Below are 19,175 nucleotides of genomic sequence, written 5' to 3' on the forward strand. Positions count from 1 at the left end.
TTATTTAGAAAAAAATTAGACACCCCTATTTAAAGGGTGCCTAATATACTTTCTGAGCTCACTTCATCTTCAATGACAACTTTATTTTTCCCTGTCCCTTTTGCCCTGTAAAGCGCTTTATCAGCTCGGCTAAATAATGATTGTGCAGTATCATAACTCTCACTTTTCCAATAAGATACACCACAGGAAATGGTCACTTGTGGTTGGGACTGTTTACTAACTTTTTCTACTAATCTCTCTGCAATTGAAATTCCAGTTTCGAGTGGCACATTCGGTAAATATATGGCTAATTCTTCTCCACCCCATCGTGCACCAACATCTGAAGCCCTTATATTATTTTCAATAATATTCGCTACTTGAATCAATACATCGTCACCTACTTGGTGACCGAATGTATCATTAATTACTTTAAAATTATCAAGATCAATTAAAATAAATGTTCCATGCGCATCTTCCTCCATAGAACTGTTGATCCTATCATCCAAATAATTTCTTGAATATAGTTTTGTCAGATGATCCGTAACAACCATTTTCTCTAGTTCTTCACGGAGCATGGAATTTGCAAACGCTAAAGTCGAATGATGGATTAATGATTGTAACAGCTTAAACGTTTCAAATGAGAAATGGTATGGCTCACGGTGAACTACAATCGAAAATCCCTTTAATACACCACTTTGGACCATTGGAACCGCCATAATGGATCGATAACTGGCGCTTAATTTTTCAGATTGAAGTTGACAGTCACCAATAAACAACGAATCCTTTTCATCTTCAATTTTCTCTCTTACTAATTCCGTATATATATTCGAATCGTCTGAATGAAAAAAAGCGGTACTACCAGGAAGTACTCTATATTTACTCAGCCCTTTAGTAAGGAGAAAGAAACCAACTTCTTCTGCATCAAAAGAGCTAGTAATTTGTTCACACATAAATGCCATTGTTTCACTTAATCGTAAATTTGAATTCAAGCGGTGAGAAGTTTCATTAATTAATTGTAAATCAGCAATTAATCTTCTTGATTGCTGGTACAATTGTGCATTTTCTAAAGCGTTTCCCGCTGTATTCGCTAAAAGGGATATAAATTCCACTTCATTTTTAGGAAAAACAAGTGTATTCGGTGCAATGACTTGTAATACACCATAAACACCTTGTTTACCTTTTAGTGGTGCATATAGAACCGATCTTCTTTCATAAATAGAATCTTCAAATTGAGTCGTCCCCGTTACATATGCCTGCATTGCTGCAATATTCTCGCTATCATACTCTAGGTCCTTAATAGGTAAATCACTATGACTATTGTTATCCTGCGACAATAATAAGAAATACGTAAAGGTTGGATACACCTCTTGAAGAGTGATAATAATTTCCCCTAAAACATCATCCATATTCATGGATGAGTGAAACTTTTCTGTCACACGATATAACTGCTTATATCTTTTTTCCTCAGATAATGTTTTAGCAAACGTTTGAATTTTCTTCATAAACGATGCACAACTATCGCTTATATCTTGATAGGTTTGATCTGAAAAGCTATTTAAACGATCCGTATTTTTTTCTTTTATAAGTAAAATACCTAAAAGCTTCCCATTTAATTTTAGAGGAAGCAATAAGTCATAATGCTCTAACCCTTTAAAAGAAAGAGGTTTATGAAAAACAGTCTTATCTTCGTATAGATTGCGATATTCTTGAAGTGAAAGATTAATTGATTTAGAAGGATTTGGCTCATTATTGGTTGTTCCTTCAAGGAGAAATTGTTGAACCCATTCATTGCAACTGTAATAAGTGGCTTCTTCAATCTGCATAATATCTTTAAAAGCTATTAACATCTTTAAAAGAATAGAGTCATATTGCCATAAACTTATTTCGGCATCAATGATATCAAAGAAGCGACTTTTTAATTCAAAAATTAATTTATTGTTTAGACTTCCCATCCATCATCACCTATTTTATAAGCCAACTTTTTGGCCTGTCCATTTTTATAATAATGAAAATATTTTCTGCGAATTATTTCTATGACCATTTTATTATATCATATTGAAGTTAAAACTCCGATAGAAAGAAAAAAATTTCTTTCTACTAGATCAGAGAATTCTTTCGATCTCTCTTGACTTTAGAAGAAATTAAATTATATAATAGCATTTGTGTAAAATATCGCAGCTTATATGAACATCATTATATGATCATTTTGTTCCTCAAAGGTGGATTTCATTCCTTTGATGGTGCATCTTGTAACCTCGTGCTGCTGAGGCGAAGGTGCATGAAAATAAAATGAATATGATTGTCGCTTCATATCTGTTTTTATTTTACCAAAATAAAAACACTAAAGGAGGAGTCATATTATGGCTCGTTATACAGGTCCATCTTGGAAACTGTCTCGTCGTCTTGGAATTTCTCTAAGCGGCACTGGTAAAGAAATTGAAAAGCGTCCTTACGCTCCTGGTCCACATGGTCCAAACCAACGTAAGAAGCTTTCTGAATACGGATTGCAATTACAAGAAAAGCAAAAGCTTCGTCATATGTACGGAGTAACTGAGCGTCAATTCCGTAACTTATTCGACAAAGCTGGTAAAATGTCTGGTAAACACGGTGAAAACTTCATGATCCTTCTTGAAGCTCGCCTTGACAATGTTGTTTACCGTTTAGGTTTAGCTCGTACTCGTCGTGCTGCTCGTCAGCTTGTAAACCACGGTCACATTCTTGTAAATGGTTCACGTGTTGATATTCCATCATACCGTGTAACAGCTGGCCAAACAATCAGCCTTCGTGAAAAGTCTCGCAACCTTGATGTTGTGAAAGAAGCAGTTGAAGTGAATAACTTCGTACCTGATTTCTTAACTTTCGATGCTGACAAATTAGAAGGTACATTCACTCGACTTCCTGAGCGTTCAGAATTACCTGCTGAAATTAACGAATCTCTAATCGTTGAGTTCTACTCTCGTTAATTAATACACTTTGTAAATAGTGTATGTAAAAACCCTAGAAACCTTGATATATCAATGGTTCTAGGGTTTTTTATTTATTGTTTGCTTTGTAGAATAATGTATTCTCCCGCACTTAATTGGGGGAGGTTTTGGGGGAACTTTGAGGGAGATTTTATTTACATTTAGTGGACAGGCGCTTACCAAAAATAGAAAAAAGCACCCTATGGGATGCCTGCTCGTAGTCATTTTGGCTATGAGCTTATTTTTATTTTTACAGGTTTAATCTCTATTTTTACTTCTTTTTCTTGCTTTAAACCTTTTTCAAATAGACCAAAAGATTCAGCCTGAAACACCTTAAACGGATATTGACCATCTATTGCATAGCGTTGACCACTTAAAATAAGCACATGCGGGAAAGGTGATTCCATATTTCCAGAATTATAGAGATCCACATATCTATCTAATTTTTCATGCATCTGCTTTTCGGAATATACGGTTCTTTGAACTTCTATAAAAAAGTTTGTTTTACGGTACTTACAAAAAATATCTGGTTCTGCACATTCACCTTTTTTTCCATACTTAGGCTCTACTAAGAAAGCCTCCATATTTCCCAGAGCTATTAATTCTTTATAAACATTTAGAATGGCTAGGAAATGTCCAATTTTAGCACTATTCTTTTTCATTTCCACATCTGGACCAAAATAAAGATAAGGTACAAATGCTGTTGATCTCTGAATTTGATCATCTCGTAATAATCTTAAGAGTACGTTATTCGCTGCATACTTAGGATTTTTCAATTTAGAGAAATAAAGTTCCGCAATAGAATCACGATCCATCACTCTAAATTTATTTAGGTCCTTAATGATTTCCTTATCACGGTTAGTCAACATCAGCAAACACATCCTTTTCACTTAACTTAGGTTTTTCTTTTGTTACATCTTTGACTGGTTTTTTCATTACACAGAATGGATTTAAAATCTTCTTTGCTTCTTCTAATTTCAAATAAGGTGCTTGTAGGTCGTAAAGTTTACCACTATTCATAATAAATCGTCCGTTGGTTTCAATTTTTTCAGCGTTTGGTGTATTTACTATCCTAGCTTCAATAACATCACGTAATTTAAAGCCCATGCTTACTGTTAAATTTGCGCGAATAGTTGTATCCAGTACCTTTGCGTTAGGTCGTTGCATCGATAAGATTGCGAATACACCTAGCGTTCTGCCGATTGCAACAATTTCAGTCAATATATCCATAATCGTTTCGTCTTTTCGTAACATGACAAATTCATCTATACAAACCACAATATGAGGTCGTTTATGTTCGTCTGGTAGATCATCAACATGACTGACCTCAAACACTTCTGTCAAATCGCTTCGTTCATCTAACTCTTTTTTAATCGTATTCAACATTCGTCCGATATCTTTCGGTTTACTTAAAACACATTGGACATGTTCAACTTTACGAAAAATGTGAAACTCTGATTTCTTACAGTCGCCTAGATATAGTTGTAATTCAGATGGTTTTTTCGTCAAAATAAGCGTGGTTAGAATAGAACGTATCTGAGTTGATTTTCCTGACCCTGTTTCCCCAGCAATCAAAATGTGAGGTTGCTTTAATAAATCAAAGGCTACAAATTCCCCTGTACGTTCTTTTCCACAGATGATTCCAAGTTTCAATATTTCTACCGTTTTAAGAATTTCATCTACTTTATAAAAATACTCTCCCGTTGAAGGAGCATTAAAGACTGTTAATACGTACTTCTTAATTTCACCATCTAGTTTGATGTGTTGGCCAAATACTTGCTGAAAGGCGAAATAATTCTTCTTTAAAAAATCTGGATTTAATCCTGTGGGCAAAGTGAATACGTATTCTGTGGAATAATCAGTGATTTGAATAGAGTGGATTTTAGGGTAAATTTTACGTTCGTCTGATATTGTTTTATAGATTGCCCCATTTCTAAATGCTTTGATAAGGTTCTTTCTTGCCATCAAATTTGCCCAAATGCTCATCTTAACCACCCGATGATTGCATTAGTTTCTAAAAAGTAAATCGCAAGTGCAAACCCCACGATAGGCAGAATCACTTTCACAAAATTTCCTAACCAAAGGAAACCCAATGAATCTGCTAAACTGTCAAGCAAGGCAACTCCCAGAATCCCTCCACCAGCTAATAAAATTCCTGTACTAAACAACATTTATTTCACTCCTTTTAAAATATCTTTTTGATTTAGCCTCACCATGAAGTAAAGTTTATCTAATTGTTTTTGTGACAAGCCCTCAAAGAGTTTTTGCAATATTCTCCTTCCCTTCAATTTTTCTGATAATGAAATTGTCAAATTGTCTGAATAATTTCTTGGTTTCCCCCGGCCCCCCTTCCCTTCTTTCCCGCCTTCGGCTCATTCTTAACAGGTTTTATTTTTCTTATTATGGAAAAGTTTCTTCTTGTACAAGTGGACTTAGAATAAACAGTTGATACTGTTTTTAAAAATACTTCCGTAACATCCGTAAAACATTTTCAACTGTTTTGACTTCGTGTTAATAGCCTATGACCGATATGAAATAAAATTGCTTGTTTACTGAAAGAAAATTTCATAAAGGTTTTTTTGTGTTTAAATAGAATTAATATTCTAGGTGATGTAGATATGATTCGTTGTAGAATAGAGGATCTAATTAAGCAAAAGGGATTGAGAAAGGATTTTATTGCTGATAAATTAGGAATAAGTTCCAGACAATTAAGGAATTACGAAACTCAACACAGTTACATTCCAATGGATAAAGCATATATTTTGGCAGACTTATTAAAAGTTGGAATTGAGGATTTATATGAAAAAGTGGAAGAGGAAGAAAAATAACAAGCTCTTCCCAATATAAGAAGAGCTTGCATTTTATTACTAAAATTCAATTCAGTAACTATATCCCAACTTTGCAACTGCGTTCATATAGTCTCCTTCTAATTTACGTGCATCAGTTACAAGTTTATTTGCTGAATTAATTTTAGAAGCATCACCATCATTTAGCGCTGTAATAAGTTCAGTAAATGCTCGGGCATTTTTAGCCACCATACTCTTTAATATCTCATGAGCTTCCCTTAATTCCGTAGATGGCATTATAGCATCTAAGTCTTCTTTAATCTGGTGATTGGCTGGCAAAAGTTCACTATAAATAATTTCAGCAAAAGTATAATTGTCAATTTCGTCGTTGATAGATTGTTTCCTTAGGTTATCGTACTCTACAATTAGTGTTGGAAGCTCTCCCGAGAGAATAGGCGTAATTTGATTTTGATAATCCTCAATTTCTCTTTTTAATTTATCATCCAATGATTCATTTTTCGATACTTCCTTGTTAACCACTTCTGATTTCTCTTCTTTTTCTAAAGAAATGGTTTTTTCATCAGTCTTACTACAAGCTAATAATCCCACTGAGATTATTAATAGAAAACAACTAAGTACTAATTTTTTTAACATAGTTCTCTCTCCCCTTTATATTTATACACTCTTTTATTTTCAACATACATTTACAAATACCTTCCAAAAATAAAAAACTCTTCCACATGAGAAGAGTTAAGTGTTAGAAACACCCAAAATATCATTAAATTTAACCTTAATCGTTTGATAACCACTTTCAACATGGATCAGCTTGGTTTGCCCATCTAGTTTGGATATCACTCCGCGAACTGGCTCTTGTTCCCACAACGTTAAAACGATTTCGTTCTTCTCTTCTTTAGCTTCATTTAGAAGCTCTGCAATTTCTTCGAGTTCAAATTCATCCCTAGTTGGTCTCTTCACTTTTGTTTTTTTAGTTGGTTTAGGTATCATAGTGATTATGCTCCTCTCCTTATTCTCCGTTCGTGTCCGATCGATAAAATATTGTCTAACTTAAAAGTTCGTCTCTGTTGTCTAGTATAACAATAAGCACAAAATGATTCCGCATTGACATCTAGCACTTTAATTTTTCTCTGACTAATGTTCCCTTTTCCGTCCACATAAATCAATTCAAGTATTCTTCCTGACTCAACTGCCTTAATAAGTTGACTTTTCATCTTACGAACCTCCTTTCCATAATTTTATACGAACAATTGTTCTAAATCAAGTTGAATATCGAACGAATGTTTGTATATAATAAATAAAAAAGGAGATGATTATTTGTGATCAAGGACAGAGGTGCAATGAAGTGGAATGGATTTTTCATGCCCGAACAAACGCTAATACTTAAACAAATTAAAAAAGATGAATCTAAGCTGAATAAACCTGAACTTGATGAACAGGAACTCGAAGAAATTGAACTAGCTGTTCTAGACTCTCTTTATAATGGCACGGTAGTTAAACTTAGATTATGGGAATATGGCATGTTTTTTAATTTGACAGGAACAGTGTTAAAAGTGGATACGCTTGATAAGAAAATAACTTTGCGGACAGATATTGAAGATAAAATTATTACTATTGATAAAATCACAATGGTGACGAGGTTGTAACTATGATTGATTACAGTCAATTTCCCGAACGAAATATCCTTTGTATCGATATGAAAAGTTTTTATGCAAGTATTATTGCAGTGCAAATGGGATTAGATCCATTGACTTGTTATCTAGCAGTTGTGGGCAGTACAGACCGCAATGGTAGTGTTGTGTTAGCCTCTAGTCCTGCGCTTAAAAGGGACTATAAAATCAAGACTGGATCACGCCTTTTTGAAATACCTAAGATACCGAAAATTTATGTCGTTAATCCAAAGATGAGCTTATTTATAAAAGTCTCTACAGAAATCACTAAACTATTTTATCGATTTGTGCCGCCTATTGCCGTCCACACTTACTCAGTTGATGAGAGTTTTTTAGACGTAAAAGGCCTTGAAAAGATATGGGGCAGTCCACAAACAATAGCAAAACTTGTACAAGATGCTATCTATAATGATTTTGGGCTGCCATGCACAGTAGGAATAGGACCAAACATGTTAATGAGTAAATTAGCGTTAGACCTCGAATCTAAAAAGGTTCAAGGAGGTATTGCTACATGGACTTATGATGATGTTGCAAATAAATTGTGGAAGATATCACCTCTCAGTGAAATGTGGGGCATTGGCCGTCAAACCGAAAAGTCTCTCAATAGCATGGGTATTTATACTGTTGGTGATTTAGCCAATTATGATCTAAAAAAACTTGAAAAGAAATTTGGAGTGTTGGGCAATCAGTTGTATCATCATGCTTGGGGAATTGATTTGTCTGAGATTGGGACTGGAACTGTGAAACCAGCAAGAGTAAGTATCGGTAAAAGTCAGATATTGATGCGTGACTACAATAAAGAAAGCGAAATCAAGACAGTTGTACTTGAGATGTGCGAAGAAGTAGCAAGACGAGCAAGGAATGCTAAAAAGGCTGGTAGAACCATAAGTTTTGGACTCGGCTATAGTAAGACTGATCTCGCTGGTGGTTTTTATCGTTCACGGACAATTGAAAAAGCAACTAACATTACGATGGAGATTTACAAAGTGTGCTTGCAGCTGATGAAAGAGTTTTACACGGGGCATACCGTCAGACAGATATCTCTATCCATTAGTAAGCTTGTAGATGACATCGACATACAACTTGATCTATTTGACGATAATAGTTGGAAAAAAAGAGACCTCGGATATGTTGTGGACGGAATTAGAAATAAATATGGGTCTACTGCTCTTCTTAGGGCTGTATCTTATACTGAAGCTGGTACAACTATTCACAGAAGCAAGTTTGTGGGAGGTCATAAAGGATGATCTCCGACAGTGACCGAATTATTATGGAACGTGCTGTTTTCCTACCAATGCTTTTGACTCTACTGGAAAGAGATAAATTAATAGTCGAACAATCTGCATTTAAGCTTAAAGGGCCATATCAGGAGTTAATTGATGAGACTTTAAAAGCTGTGCGAAAAGACATCAGGGAGAACAATTACAGCATGAGGAATGGAAAAATGAAGGTACAAAAAGTTAATAGAGATGAGTCTTTTACGCACTATCTATTTATTTGCAAGGGCTTCGAGGAAAAACACAATTATTTTAATCCAAGGATCCGGAATAAGATTAAAGAATTGTTGGAGTATTATTTGTATAAACGTTTTGTTAATAATTCTAAGATAAATGAAACTCCACTCATAAGATGAGTAAAAGAAGGATTTATTTCCCTTTTATGGAATAGATAATAATAATAATAATATCTATTAGGAGGGCTAATAAATGGCTAAAATTGATAAGTTGCTAAAAGACGCTCAAGCACATTTAGAGAACGGTGAGGAAATTTACTATTCTGTTTTGGGAGCTTACGAGACAAAAGTCATGGGCAAAGACACAGTTAAAAATGGAGTATTTTTAGCAACCAATAACAGAGTTGTGTTCTATGGAAAAAGAACTTTCGGTTTTGATCTAGAGGTCTTCCCTTATTCCAGTATTAGCTCAATTGAAATGGGTAAAGGGTTGATGGGTCATAAAATTTCATTCTTTGCTTCCGGAAACAAAGTAAATATGAAATGGATCAATATTGGAGATATACAAGGATTCATCAATCATGTGAAGACAAACATAGGTAAAAAGAGCGAGTCTCTATCAACTACTTCTTCAAGCACAGCTGACGAATTGAAAAAGTTCGCTGAACTACGCGAAGCTGGCATTATTACCATTGAGGAATTTGATGCAAAGAAAAAACAATTATTAGGGATATAAGCCCCTCTCGATCGAGAAGGGCTATGGTAAAAATGCTTGAATAATCCATTAAATTTTGGTTATAATATAAATAGGGTTCGGGGTTAGCCCGGACGGCCGCAATTTGCGGCTTATTTTTATTTATGGGAATTTTTTGATTCCGTATCCATGGAAGTTCGGATAATTATGAAGCTTACTCTCCAGGGCTTCAAAAGCTAGATCCTTACTTCCTGTTTTTATATATTTATATATAGGAAACGATACTAAATCTGCTAATTCAAGTAATATGAAAGATGCTTTTGCATTATTTTTTTCGAAACACCACTTAGGATTAAAATAAACTCCTTGTATATTTTCAAAATGGCTTTTCTTATGATAATTATTCCCGTTCTCTAATAATCGAATCAGATATTTTAAAATAAAAGAATCCTCTTCTTTTCCTCTAGCTTCCAGCATTAAGATACCTTTTTTATTAAAAGTATTTAAATACCTACAAAACCTTTCAATAATAAAGTCTAAACACAAAGTATAAACGTGATAAGGGTTTGAATATTGGATTAGATGTTTAATTTTATCTATTGATGCGCTATATATTTGAAAATCCGTGTCTTTTATCATACTTGAAATATCAGACATTAAATGAGGATAATTAATTATTTTGGGATTGAACGGTCCTTCTTTTTTTCTGATCTCCCTAGAATGGAAGACCACCCTTCTTTCACCATGTTTGTAATTAAATATGCCATCTTTCCAATTTGCATATTTTATTGTATTAATTTTATCTCTATAAATAGGAAATTGGCTTCTTTCAATCATCACCCCAGTTATAGTAAACCATCTTTCGTGCATATACTTAGTTTGATCATTTCCTGCTATGAAACGCTCAAATATATCCCCTCCTAATAAACTTTTTATACCCTCTAATTCTGAGTTTCCATTTTCATCTATCGCAAGAACACATTCAATATCTTCTTCCCATTGTTCAATAAGTGTTGGTCTTTTCTTCCAATCTATCATTTAACGGCTCTAAACCTCCTGAAATTTTCTTTTATTTTCATGGTAACATTATACCAAATGGACTTTTAGAAAGAAAAATAATATTTTTTCCTCATATGAACAAATAACTAAAGCCCTTTCGAGTAAGAAAGAGGTTTTTTGTTAGTAAAACTCCTAAGTTAGACAATTATTCCCTTATAAGGTATTATTTCCATATTATTCTGAAAAGGGAGTTGTCATTTTGAAAAAGAAGTTTACCATTTTTGTATTTATTTTTACTCTGTTATTTTCAGTAACAAACCTCGATGTTCTTGCATCGTCAAAAGCATCTACTATCGAGCAACTTCAAAAGAAAATTACAGAATTGACTAAGCAAGTAAAAAACTTAACTAGTAACCTTGCTACAAAAACTAAAGAGGCTAACAATTTAGAGAAAGAAAATACAACCTTACGCAACCAAATTAAAAGTAAAGATGACGCAATTATGAGTAAGGAAAATGATTTAGGTATTATCAAAGAAGGCATTGAAGAAAAAAATAAAATAATAGAAAAGCAAATTGAAAGAATCAAGCAACTAGAGCAGTTGAGTAAAGCTGAAGTAGTTTACACGGATAAATACTTGAATGCTGGTAACGATGTTAAGTGGTATAAATTTAAAACTAAATATACTAACATATTTTTAACTCCTAAAGCTTACCAAGATTTTAGTTACATCGTTGATATTTCTGATGAATTGCTAGGGGATGTTGGGAGTTATTTCGGAGTTAGCGAAGTAAGTGCTGAAATATCAACCTTTATTTGGAATGGTAATGAAGTAATTAAAGAAGATAGATTAGTGTATGAAGATAAATTACAAAGAATTAGCATTGACGTAGCTATGATGCATCCTGTAATTAACCATACTCCTGAAGATTTTGTTAGTATTTTTGTACATGAATATGCACATGTCTTTCTAATAAGAGCACTAAGAACTTATGATTACGGAATAGGTATTAAGTGGTTAAACGAAGGAATACCTGAATACATTAATAATCAATTTATAGACTATAGCAAATATGATATTCCTAAAGACCATCTAAAGATTAATAAGTACACTAGAGAAGATTTTAGTAGACTTATTTTTAAAATTCTTGAACGAGATAAAATACCAATGTTGACTAAATTACCAACACAACAATTAGATTATTTAATCTATGAATCTTTTGTCTACTTTTTAGAAAACACATATGGCCATAAGAAATTCTTAGAGTTCAACCTAGAAGCACATAAAAACCCAAACTTGAATGAAGTATATAAAAATTTCTTTGGTATAGATGAAAATCAATTGATAAAAAACTGGAAGGACTATTTCTCATTAAATTAATTTTCTTAAGCCCCTCCGATATTGAGGGGCCTTTCTTATACTTCTTGAACATATACTGTCCATCCAAGATCTTTTCTTAAGGCAGCAGCATGTCGTTCGGCAATATCTTTCCCTTTGAAAGTACCCGTTACCAAACGAAACTCACTACCTGTAATTTTTTCATAAACAAGCCAACTATACTTTTCAAAAAGTTTTTTCTTAGCTCTCTCTAGACTTTCTTTGCTTCCAAAATTGCCTGTGGCTAATCTATAAGGTGTAGTGTCTACTGGTTCAGATGCTTTGCTAACAACAGGAGTACAAAACAAATCTTTTTCTGCAGTTCGACGTTTAACTAAACCAGCTAAAACTTTGCCACCCGACTTATTATATAGCAAAATATCGTTACTAATCTTCGTAATTGTTTTTCCCAAACACAATTTTAATAAGTTACCTGGTCCACAGTTGTAGCAAAAGCTAACTAATGCATCAAACTGATTCTGATTAAAGTTAATGCCTAGCTTATTAACTGCATCCACATATCGCTGAACATCTTTATCAAATAAAGCATCGGCTTGCGCTTGTGTAATCGTTTGTCCTTTTTTTACATCTGGACCATAATGTCCCCATCCGATAGTCCAATGTAGTTCTGTGCTTACTGCTTTGTACGCGGTTAAGCGACAACCCTCATAGCTTTTAATGAGCTTTTTCCCTGCGCTACCTAGGTTCATCCTTATCTCCACTCCCTCTATCAAACATCTTGAATTTTTCTTTCACTTCGCCTGGTAGATCAACTTCGATGGCTTTCAGATTCTCCATAATGCTGCCACCTTCTTTATAGATAAATAAGGCTAATGTAAATCCGGTTAAATAAAAATTAAGACCCAAAAAGAGGTCTATTGCAAAAACAAAAACAATACCTACTAGTTCACCGATCCACCGGATGATACCATCCCTCATGATACGTGATTCGTATTTTTTTACACCTTTCCATGTTTTTAATAGACCTGTGATAAAATCTAGAACTTTCACCAAAAAATAGAAAAGAAGCGCATATTGAATTGGTTTAGGTAATAAATTGAGCAAATGAATATCGAGCATTTAATCTGTCTCCTTCAAAATAAAATAACCCCGATCGGCTCGGGGCTAAACTGTGGTCATGAAGGCGTAAAAAATACACCCTTCTAGGTGTTGTTGATGTTGCACATAATGTTTCTATTCAAATTCCTTCTTTTGATATCTCAAAGAAAATATTAATGCTAATAATGGTATAAGTGATGAACTGTACCATATGCTAAACCCAATTAAACAAAATAGAAATATATTGTAAAACAATACAAAGAGCCAAACTCTATCAACCATATTATACCTCCTAGAATAATTTGTAAAAGTTTAGTAGAATCATTTTATATTAAGGAGGTGATTCTATGAGTAAAGTAACTGATGCGGCTAATGCTGTAGCTGCTGTTGCTACTGCCGTTCCAATTTATCAAGATTTGTTTCAGCCGGCAGTGAGAGAACTTGGAAAGGGAGTGCATACTCTTTCTAAAACTGTCCATATTGCTCTTTCACCTGTTTCTGCATTAGTTTGGGGTTATGATCAAATTAAAAACTATGTCCAAACTACTGTAGAAAAGAAATTGCAAAACGTTCCACAAGAAAACATTATTGTTCCTGATCCAATTGTTGTTGGACCAGCTGTTGAAGCCTTAAGATACACTGCACATAAGGAAGAACTTCGTGAAATGTTTGCTAATCTTATTGCAACTGCAATGGATAAAGAGAAGGCACTGAAAGCTCATCCTTCATATGTTGAAATTATTAAGCAACTTTCTCCAGATGAAGCTAGAATGCTAAGTTCAATTAAAGGCAACGGTTTACTTCCTATTATCGATTTAAGGGCAGGAAAGCCTAATGGAGAAATAGGTTTTTTTGAAATCAAGAAACATTTCACGGACTTAGCTTATGTTGCAGGATGTTCAAATCCAGAATTGGGATCTGCTTATATTGAAAATCTCAATCGCTTAGGCTTAATCTTTATTGATAAGGAAACTTATTTAATTGACCATGAAATGTACTACGATGAATTAATTAATCATTCTGAAATAAAGAGCTTATTTCCAATGATTACTAGTATGTCACGCACAATCGATTTCAGAAAGTATTCTTTTACCAGAACAGAATTTGGTGAAAACTTCGTAAACGCTTGTATAAGATACTAAAATTTCGAGGCGATTATTCTTACAAAGAGTATTTGCCTCGTCTTTTTTGTATGTGCCTTTCCTAAACATTATGTTCTGGAAATACAATAAAAATAAGAAAGCACCCAGAAAGGATGCTTATAAATCTTTCTTAATCTTTTCTCTTTCAATTACCAAACTAATGTATTTTGAAATTTCATTTTGTGTTACAGCTTTTTGCCATTCTAAAGTTTCTAATCGCATTTCTTTATACTTATCAATTAGATGGTTCGGTACATATCTTTCGCCTAAAAACCAAGCGTTATTCTCAGCCTTTAATACATATGAGGTACCTTCATTAATTACACTTTCGAAGTCAATATTGATAATATCATCGCTAATTCTATCAAATACAGTTTGTTTTAGATGATATAGTTTTTCTAAATCTTTGTCTAAATAATGTCCTAATTCGTGACTTACTATTACAGAAACTGTATCTTTTATAGACAATCCAATATTATTTGCGATTTTGATAAATGCATCTTCGTTAATTTCTAGTACCTGTGTTGAGAAATTATATGATGCAACACTATCCTCTTTACACTCTTCGGACAACTCTAAGTCAGTAATATTGTGTTGATCAAGGAAGTGCTTTACGTAATTTAATACCCTCATGCTTCATCTCTCCTTCAAGTCTACCATTCGACTTATTAAGGGGAATTTCCTTTATTCTTACTGACCAGCTTGTATTAAAGTGACAAAATAAAAAAAGCCTACTCTGTGTACGCTTTACCAGTGATTTCTTCGTATTGATCTTTGCTAATCATTCCAGCCTTCACAAAATTCTTTAGGCTTTCATCTGTGTAAGAAGGGTGTCCATTGTCATAATACTTTTTGATTGTCGTATACCACATTAGAAACTACCTCCCATTTTCAATAGTGCAATTTCCATAAGTAAGTCGCCTTGAGTTTTTTCTAATTCCTCGATTCTCTTAGTATCCGAGATAGGAATACTATTTTCAAATTTTCGTTTAGCTTGGATATATTCTTCTTCGCTAATAACAGACACATCAATATGATCTACTACATCCCCATTATGAAAAACATAACAAGCATTTTCATCATTTGGATAGATATGTGTACCGCCTTTAAAATGGTTAATATTCAACCCTTTGTAATCAATTTTATCATTCAAAATTATTAATTTTTATATACATTTCTACACTACCCCTCTCGCTACAAATGTTTCTAAAAATGAGTTTGTTATAACCTTCAATAATGCAGTAGCATCATTTGCACTAGCCAATACATGAAAATCCCACGAACCTCTATACTTAACAATACCAATTCTTTCATAAGCAGATAATATATAAGTATTTTTTCCTAAAGGTGTACAATTAAATTCAACAAAAATGTTAGCGTTATTTGGAGCTACATTAGTCGAATACAAAATAGCACCTGCGTTATTATAGAATCTTAGTTGTTTAGTAGAGGGGTCAATCATTATTAAAGTTTTGGTTTCATAATGAAACCCTTGAACTACGTTAGCATAACCATTTAACGGAAAACTTTCACGATAAAGCAAAGTACCATTGTAAGTAAACTTTTCTATATCTGTTTTTCCATTATTGTCAAAAGATAATATTACCCCCTCGGAATCCATATCCACTATATACCGTCTTACTGTTGTCGCAACAGACGGAGTAATAGTTGACAAATATTCTAATAAAGAACCGAGGGAATTCAACTTACTTATCGTAGTAGCATATGGACTAGTACCCGACGCACTGGCCCTAATAACGTCCCCATTCTCAAACATAGTCCTTGTCATTGTGATATAATTTTGTGTCTCGTCAATCATATTGAAATTATTAATTTTGTCAAAATCGTAATAATTACCCATTAATGAACCAACAACCCCGCCAATACCCACACCCTTCTTCACATTTTCAGGAACCAAGTTTCGTTCAATCTTAGAATCTCCTAAGTTTTGTTTGAGTGACCGAATCCCCATTAGGACACCTCCACACCCGAAACAATCAATGAACATTGTACATTCGTATTTACCTTGGACTTGATTGTTTGACTCGCATTCAATACTATACTAAAATCCATCACTATCGTATCTTTCGCTTTAATAGTTACTTGATTCATTAGCCAGCCACCACCAGACCCTACTTCTAAATCAACAATCTGGTCGGTATTTGTGACGTTACATATTACTACATTTTTTACTATTGCGGTTACTCCAGCAGGGACAGTATAGTGTGTAGTTAAGGTATTTAACATATAACCATTGTAAAAACTTTTAGGTGTTACTGCCAATTAAATCGCCCCCATCCAATAGAGAATTTCTAAATCTTTAGCTTTATCTGCATTATTCCATTTTGCTCGTTCTTCAGCAGTAATGTGTCGCGTTTCATCGGCAAAATGCGTAGCAACTGTCTGCTCTAAAGTTGAAATCCGATTGGCTAAATTAGCTGCTACATCACCGTCAAGAATATCTTTAATTGACTCGAACCATTCTTGAAATGCATCATCGTATTGGGCGAACAAATTAGTTGTGTCAATTTGATCAACTGTACCTTTAACAATTCCACAAAGAGCCGTATTTAGTCGTGTATCAGTGATATTTGCTTGTGAGATACTAATGGCTCCGTTGTTGATTAAAATATCAGCGATTCCAAGCTCGTAAGCATCAGTGTCCCTTTGTAAAGCCCGCGCTACTGGCGATGAAGCAAAAGCACCTTTTTTAATTACGGGCACAATCTGCCTGGTTAAAAAATCAAGCCTTAGTGCAATACGATCGATGCGCTTAAGTACTCCATCCGCCACATCCAGTTGCAGTGTATAATCTGCATCGTTAGACATGTAGTATCCCTTTATCCATGCTTTACCAGCTCGGATACTTACTGCCATATTGCCGTTTGCAATCACCTGTAATCCTGTGGAGGGATTAGGAAATACTCCATTTGCTATAAAACTAGCAAAATACTCTGCAAAGAAATCGGCTTTGTATTTGCGATCACCATTTACGCTGTTAAATAAACCGCTAATTATAGCCAATTAACTCACCTTCTTTCTAATCTTTTCTACGAGTGTTGGAATGTTACTACCAAATGCTACTTTTAGCTCGCGTACTTTGTTCTCGTCTACACTTAGAAAAGCACTCGTTATGCGTGTGTGCATGATTCTACTAATTTCATCATTACGCACGCTGACAACATCCCCTAATCCGTAATCAACACCATATTTGAACTGCGAATACATATCAATTTCTGACTCAAATGTTTCAATCGCTTTATAGTCTGCTAGTTTTTCAATGCCTCGATTCTCCAAAACAATTTTATACTCATTTGGTGTCATGATCTTATCGTTATCATTTTCATCTTTATACTCACTTTGCAAATCACGTGCATCTATATAAACTTCCCGACGATTAAAGCCTACGAAATGATCATTGGCAATTACGTACTTGCGATCTAACCCCTCCCCTTCTCCTGCTACAATTGCAGTAGTTTTATAATCCGTCAAACCATGCACATAGTTTTGTTTAAGCACATTGTCAAATTCTTTACTAAATATCACGTGAGGGTTAATAGACTGTTGCGTACTCCTATCGGTTCCTTGCCAAGTATACACATCGAATTTTTTATCATTGTGGTTGAGTAGTATATCAAATGTCATCTCGTATTTATTGCAAATGCTGAAACAATGCTCTACTACCTCGCCGCCTGTTTTTGTACTTTCATCTGTGATATTAATACCGCTATTCGGCGCAAGTCTTAGATTAGGGATGATTCGATTTAAATTAATTGGATTGATGGCATTTCTGTTTACAAAATATTTAACCATGTCCTCCACATTCCCAACAAACCGCTGTTGTGTATCGATACTACGCCACGACAGCATATAGTTAAGCGAATAAGCAATTATTTCAATCTCACTGCCTCCCTCGTCTACATAGTCGAAATGCTCGATAATATAGCCATAATTCACGTTGTCTATTGTCGTGATGATGTTATTGTGTGCAAGCAACTTAGTCATTTTCCTTGATCCGGCAACACGTAAAATAAGCTGGCTGACCTTAGTATAATTCCGCTCAATGGATAACGACTTATATTCACTTATTTCACCAATTCGATTAAAATATAAATCAAAAATATTCAAGTCAATCATAATCACACCCCTATCCGCTTTGGTGTGTAAGACATCGACACCTCTAAATAATCGAGTCCAGCGTCCGCGTCATATCTAAAAAGATTGTCTCCGATTTCCAACTGCAAGAATATTGAGGACAAATCTAAAACATTAAAAATATTTGATATTACGTTGTTGCGAGTAAGGATAATCGAGCGTTTTCCACGATACGTACTGACTTCAATTAAATCACCTGGCAACATCGTCAAATTAAGTTTCAATTCCTCATACGTATTGATGTTGAGTAATTTCGGATTTTGTACAGCTGACAAGGCTTTAAATCGGATCAGCATTCCAGTTGATTCTTGGCCCGAATTTAGTACGTTTACAATTAAACTAGGTGAACGGTAACCCATTTCAATTCCTACTTCAGGTATCTCTAAAGGAAATTCGAAAGAAGGCACCAACATCGCAATGTCCACTCTATGTTCAGTTTTTTCATAAAAGAATGGATCAGTTGCAACAAATTGGAGTAAGCCTTTCAACCAGACTTTATTGTCGTTTTCAATTCCTGGGTTAAATGTCGGGGCAGATTCTAAATTCGCATGAATAAAAAACTCATCTCCAGCAAATGTCGTAAAGTCGATTCTCATGGGATTCGTTTTTGGATTAAAAACCTTATAAGCTTCATTTCGTTTCTCTTCTATCCACCTCTGATCATTTCGATCGCGCTTAATGTAAAAAGGGATATCTATATCCCGTGCATTTAGCTTAGTTGATTGGTAATGGGCACCATCCGATGTAGACGACGACACATTGACTGTTGCCGGTAGCCCGCTTATTTGAAAATCGTTTTGCAAAAAAAAGTGACGACCGAATTGAATCGAATCGCCACGGATATTTGTGATTGTTAATTCTTTAATGTTCAAGTCGTCACCT

Annotated in this window: 26 protein-coding genes; 8 read left to right on the top strand and 18 right to left on the bottom strand. The window is 34.3% G+C overall.

Annotation, left to right across the window (positions count from 1 at the left end; translation table 11 throughout):
* Positions 1-29 precede the first annotated feature (29 nt).
* A complete protein-coding gene (locus tag ACFSO7_RS20545; RefSeq protein WP_377879259.1) occupies positions 30-1,931 on the bottom strand; it encodes a sensor domain-containing diguanylate cyclase in 1,902 nt (633 codons plus the stop codon).
* A 408-nt stretch (positions 1,932-2,339) separates the two neighbouring features.
* Between ACFSO7_RS20545 and rpsD the strand changes: the two genes are divergently transcribed.
* Positions 2,340-2,942: a 30S ribosomal protein S4 gene (gene rpsD, locus ACFSO7_RS20550; protein ID WP_377879260.1), complete on the top strand. Its 603-nt coding sequence runs from the start codon at positions 2,340-2,342 to the stop codon at positions 2,940-2,942.
* A 230-nt stretch (positions 2,943-3,172) separates the two neighbouring features.
* On the opposite strand, the gene ACFSO7_RS20555 is transcribed toward rpsD, so the two are convergent.
* Genes ACFSO7_RS20555 through ACFSO7_RS20565 form a run of 3 tightly spaced genes read right to left on the bottom strand, consistent with a single transcriptional unit; the run spans position 3,173 to position 5,113 of the window.
* Entirely contained in the window at positions 3,173-3,811 is a 639-nt protein-coding gene (locus ACFSO7_RS20555; protein WP_377879261.1) for a hypothetical protein, read from the bottom strand.
* Entirely contained in the window at positions 3,801-4,928 is a 1,128-nt protein-coding gene (locus ACFSO7_RS20560; RefSeq protein WP_377879262.1) for an FtsK/SpoIIIE domain-containing protein, read from the bottom strand. Before ACFSO7_RS20560 ends, ACFSO7_RS20555 begins: the two co-directional genes overlap by 11 nt.
* Entirely contained in the window at positions 4,925-5,113 is a 189-nt protein-coding gene (locus ACFSO7_RS20565; protein WP_377879263.1) for a hypothetical protein, read from the bottom strand. The genes ACFSO7_RS20560 and ACFSO7_RS20565 overlap by 4 nt, the downstream gene beginning before the upstream one ends.
* 447 nt (positions 5,114-5,560) lie before the next feature.
* Here ACFSO7_RS20565 and ACFSO7_RS20570 point away from each other — a divergent pair, with 447 nt between their 5' ends.
* Positions 5,561-5,770 (top strand): helix-turn-helix domain-containing protein, encoded by a 210-nt coding sequence (locus ACFSO7_RS20570; protein ID WP_377879264.1) that lies wholly within the window; start codon positions 5,561-5,563, stop codon positions 5,768-5,770.
* 51 nt (positions 5,771-5,821) lie between these two features.
* Here the strand turns inward: ACFSO7_RS20570 and ACFSO7_RS20575 are convergent, their stop codons facing one another.
* The 3 genes from ACFSO7_RS20575 to ACFSO7_RS20585 form a co-directional block, all read right to left on the bottom strand.
* A complete protein-coding gene (locus ACFSO7_RS20575) occupies positions 5,822-6,382 on the bottom strand; it encodes a hypothetical protein (RefSeq protein ID WP_377879265.1) in 561 nt (186 codons plus the stop codon).
* Between the two features lie 96 nt (positions 6,383-6,478).
* Positions 6,479-6,733 carry a YolD-like family protein gene (locus ACFSO7_RS20580; protein WP_377879266.1) on the bottom strand — a complete coding sequence of 85 codons (255 nt, stop codon included), beginning with the start codon at positions 6,731-6,733 and terminating at the stop codon, positions 6,479-6,481.
* A 5-nt stretch (positions 6,734-6,738) separates the two neighbouring features.
* Entirely contained in the window at positions 6,739-6,957 is a 219-nt protein-coding gene (locus ACFSO7_RS20585; RefSeq protein ID WP_377879267.1) for a WYL domain-containing protein, read from the bottom strand.
* A 105-nt stretch (positions 6,958-7,062) separates the two neighbouring features.
* Here ACFSO7_RS20585 and ACFSO7_RS20590 point away from each other — a divergent pair, with 105 nt between their 5' ends.
* The 4 genes from ACFSO7_RS20590 to ACFSO7_RS20605 all read left to right on the top strand — a co-directional run bounded on the left by ACFSO7_RS20590 (position 7,063) and on the right by ACFSO7_RS20605 (position 9,602).
* The gene (locus ACFSO7_RS20590) at positions 7,063-7,389 is read left to right on the top strand and encodes a YolD-like family protein (RefSeq protein ID WP_377879268.1); all 327 of its coding nucleotides are present in this window, start codon (positions 7,063-7,065) and stop codon (positions 7,387-7,389) included.
* Positions 7,390-7,391: 2 nt separating this feature from the next.
* Positions 7,392-8,660, top strand: a complete 1,269-nt coding sequence (locus tag ACFSO7_RS20595; protein WP_377879269.1) for a Y-family DNA polymerase — start codon at positions 7,392-7,394, stop codon at positions 8,658-8,660.
* On the top strand, positions 8,657-9,046 hold the full coding sequence (locus ACFSO7_RS20600; protein ID WP_377879270.1) for a YhjD family protein: 390 nt from the start codon (positions 8,657-8,659) through the stop codon (positions 9,044-9,046). Before ACFSO7_RS20595 ends, ACFSO7_RS20600 begins: the two co-directional genes overlap by 4 nt.
* Positions 9,047-9,119: 73 nt before the next feature.
* A complete protein-coding gene (locus tag ACFSO7_RS20605) occupies positions 9,120-9,602 on the top strand; it encodes a PH domain-containing protein (RefSeq protein ID WP_377879271.1) in 483 nt (160 codons plus the stop codon).
* Positions 9,603-9,722: 120 nt separating this feature from the next.
* Here the strand turns inward: ACFSO7_RS20605 and ACFSO7_RS20610 are convergent, their stop codons facing one another.
* Positions 9,723-10,598 carry a DUF3800 domain-containing protein gene (locus ACFSO7_RS20610; RefSeq protein WP_377879272.1) on the bottom strand — a complete coding sequence of 292 codons (876 nt, stop codon included), beginning with the start codon at positions 10,596-10,598 and terminating at the stop codon, positions 9,723-9,725.
* A gap of 220 nt (positions 10,599-10,818) precedes the next feature.
* Here ACFSO7_RS20610 and ACFSO7_RS20615 point away from each other — a divergent pair, with 220 nt between their 5' ends.
* Positions 10,819-11,940, top strand: coding sequence for a hypothetical protein (locus ACFSO7_RS20615; RefSeq protein WP_377879273.1), 1,122 nt, complete (start codon positions 10,819-10,821; stop codon positions 11,938-11,940).
* A gap of 35 nt (positions 11,941-11,975) precedes the next feature.
* On the opposite strand, the gene ACFSO7_RS20620 is transcribed toward ACFSO7_RS20615, so the two are convergent.
* Both ACFSO7_RS20620 and ACFSO7_RS20625 read right to left on the bottom strand, forming a co-directional pair.
* The gene (locus ACFSO7_RS20620; protein ID WP_377879274.1) at positions 11,976-12,647 is read right to left on the bottom strand and encodes a glycoside hydrolase family protein; all 672 of its coding nucleotides are present in this window, start codon (positions 12,645-12,647) and stop codon (positions 11,976-11,978) included.
* Positions 12,634-13,017 (bottom strand): phage holin family protein, encoded by a 384-nt coding sequence (locus ACFSO7_RS20625; RefSeq protein ID WP_377879275.1) that lies wholly within the window; start codon positions 13,015-13,017, stop codon positions 12,634-12,636. The genes ACFSO7_RS20620 and ACFSO7_RS20625 overlap by 14 nt, the downstream gene beginning before the upstream one ends.
* Positions 13,018-13,343: 326 nt before the next feature.
* Here ACFSO7_RS20625 and ACFSO7_RS20630 point away from each other — a divergent pair, with 326 nt between their 5' ends.
* The gene (locus ACFSO7_RS20630) at positions 13,344-14,138 is read left to right on the top strand and encodes a DUF4393 domain-containing protein (protein WP_377879276.1); all 795 of its coding nucleotides are present in this window, start codon (positions 13,344-13,346) and stop codon (positions 14,136-14,138) included.
* Positions 14,139-14,255: 117 nt separating this feature from the next.
* On the opposite strand, the gene ACFSO7_RS20635 is transcribed toward ACFSO7_RS20630, so the two are convergent.
* From ACFSO7_RS20635 to ACFSO7_RS20670, 8 genes are all read right to left on the bottom strand, one after another.
* Entirely contained in the window at positions 14,256-14,771 is a 516-nt protein-coding gene (locus ACFSO7_RS20635; RefSeq protein ID WP_377879277.1) for a hypothetical protein, read from the bottom strand.
* 98 nt (positions 14,772-14,869) lie between these two features.
* The gene (locus ACFSO7_RS20640; protein ID WP_377879278.1) at positions 14,870-15,010 is read right to left on the bottom strand and encodes an XkdX family protein; all 141 of its coding nucleotides are present in this window, start codon (positions 15,008-15,010) and stop codon (positions 14,870-14,872) included.
* A complete protein-coding gene (locus tag ACFSO7_RS20645) occupies positions 15,010-15,291 on the bottom strand; it encodes a hypothetical protein (protein ID WP_377879279.1) in 282 nt (93 codons plus the stop codon). The genes ACFSO7_RS20640 and ACFSO7_RS20645 overlap by 1 nt, the downstream gene beginning before the upstream one ends.
* A 24-nt stretch (positions 15,292-15,315) precedes the next feature.
* Positions 15,316-16,110 (bottom strand): hypothetical protein, encoded by a 795-nt coding sequence (locus tag ACFSO7_RS20650; RefSeq protein WP_377879280.1) that lies wholly within the window; start codon positions 16,108-16,110, stop codon positions 15,316-15,318.
* Positions 16,110-16,421 (bottom strand): hypothetical protein, encoded by a 312-nt coding sequence (locus tag ACFSO7_RS20655; protein WP_377879282.1) that lies wholly within the window; start codon positions 16,419-16,421, stop codon positions 16,110-16,112. The genes ACFSO7_RS20650 and ACFSO7_RS20655 overlap by 1 nt, the downstream gene beginning before the upstream one ends.
* A complete protein-coding gene (locus ACFSO7_RS20660; protein WP_377879283.1) occupies positions 16,422-17,162 on the bottom strand; it encodes a hypothetical protein in 741 nt (246 codons plus the stop codon).
* The gene (locus ACFSO7_RS20665; protein ID WP_377879284.1) at positions 17,163-18,275 is read right to left on the bottom strand and encodes a siphovirus ReqiPepy6 Gp37-like family protein; all 1,113 of its coding nucleotides are present in this window, start codon (positions 18,273-18,275) and stop codon (positions 17,163-17,165) included.
* Between the two features lie 2 nt (positions 18,276-18,277).
* Entirely contained in the window at positions 18,278-19,165 is an 888-nt protein-coding gene (locus tag ACFSO7_RS20670) for a phage tail family protein (protein ID WP_377879285.1), read from the bottom strand.
* Between the last annotated feature and the right edge of the window lie 10 nt (positions 19,166-19,175).

Origin of the sequence: Bacillus sp. CGMCC 1.16607 (assembly GCF_042683745.1) — a bacterium.
GTDB lineage: Bacteria > Bacillota > Bacilli > Bacillales > Cytobacillaceae > Pseudoneobacillus.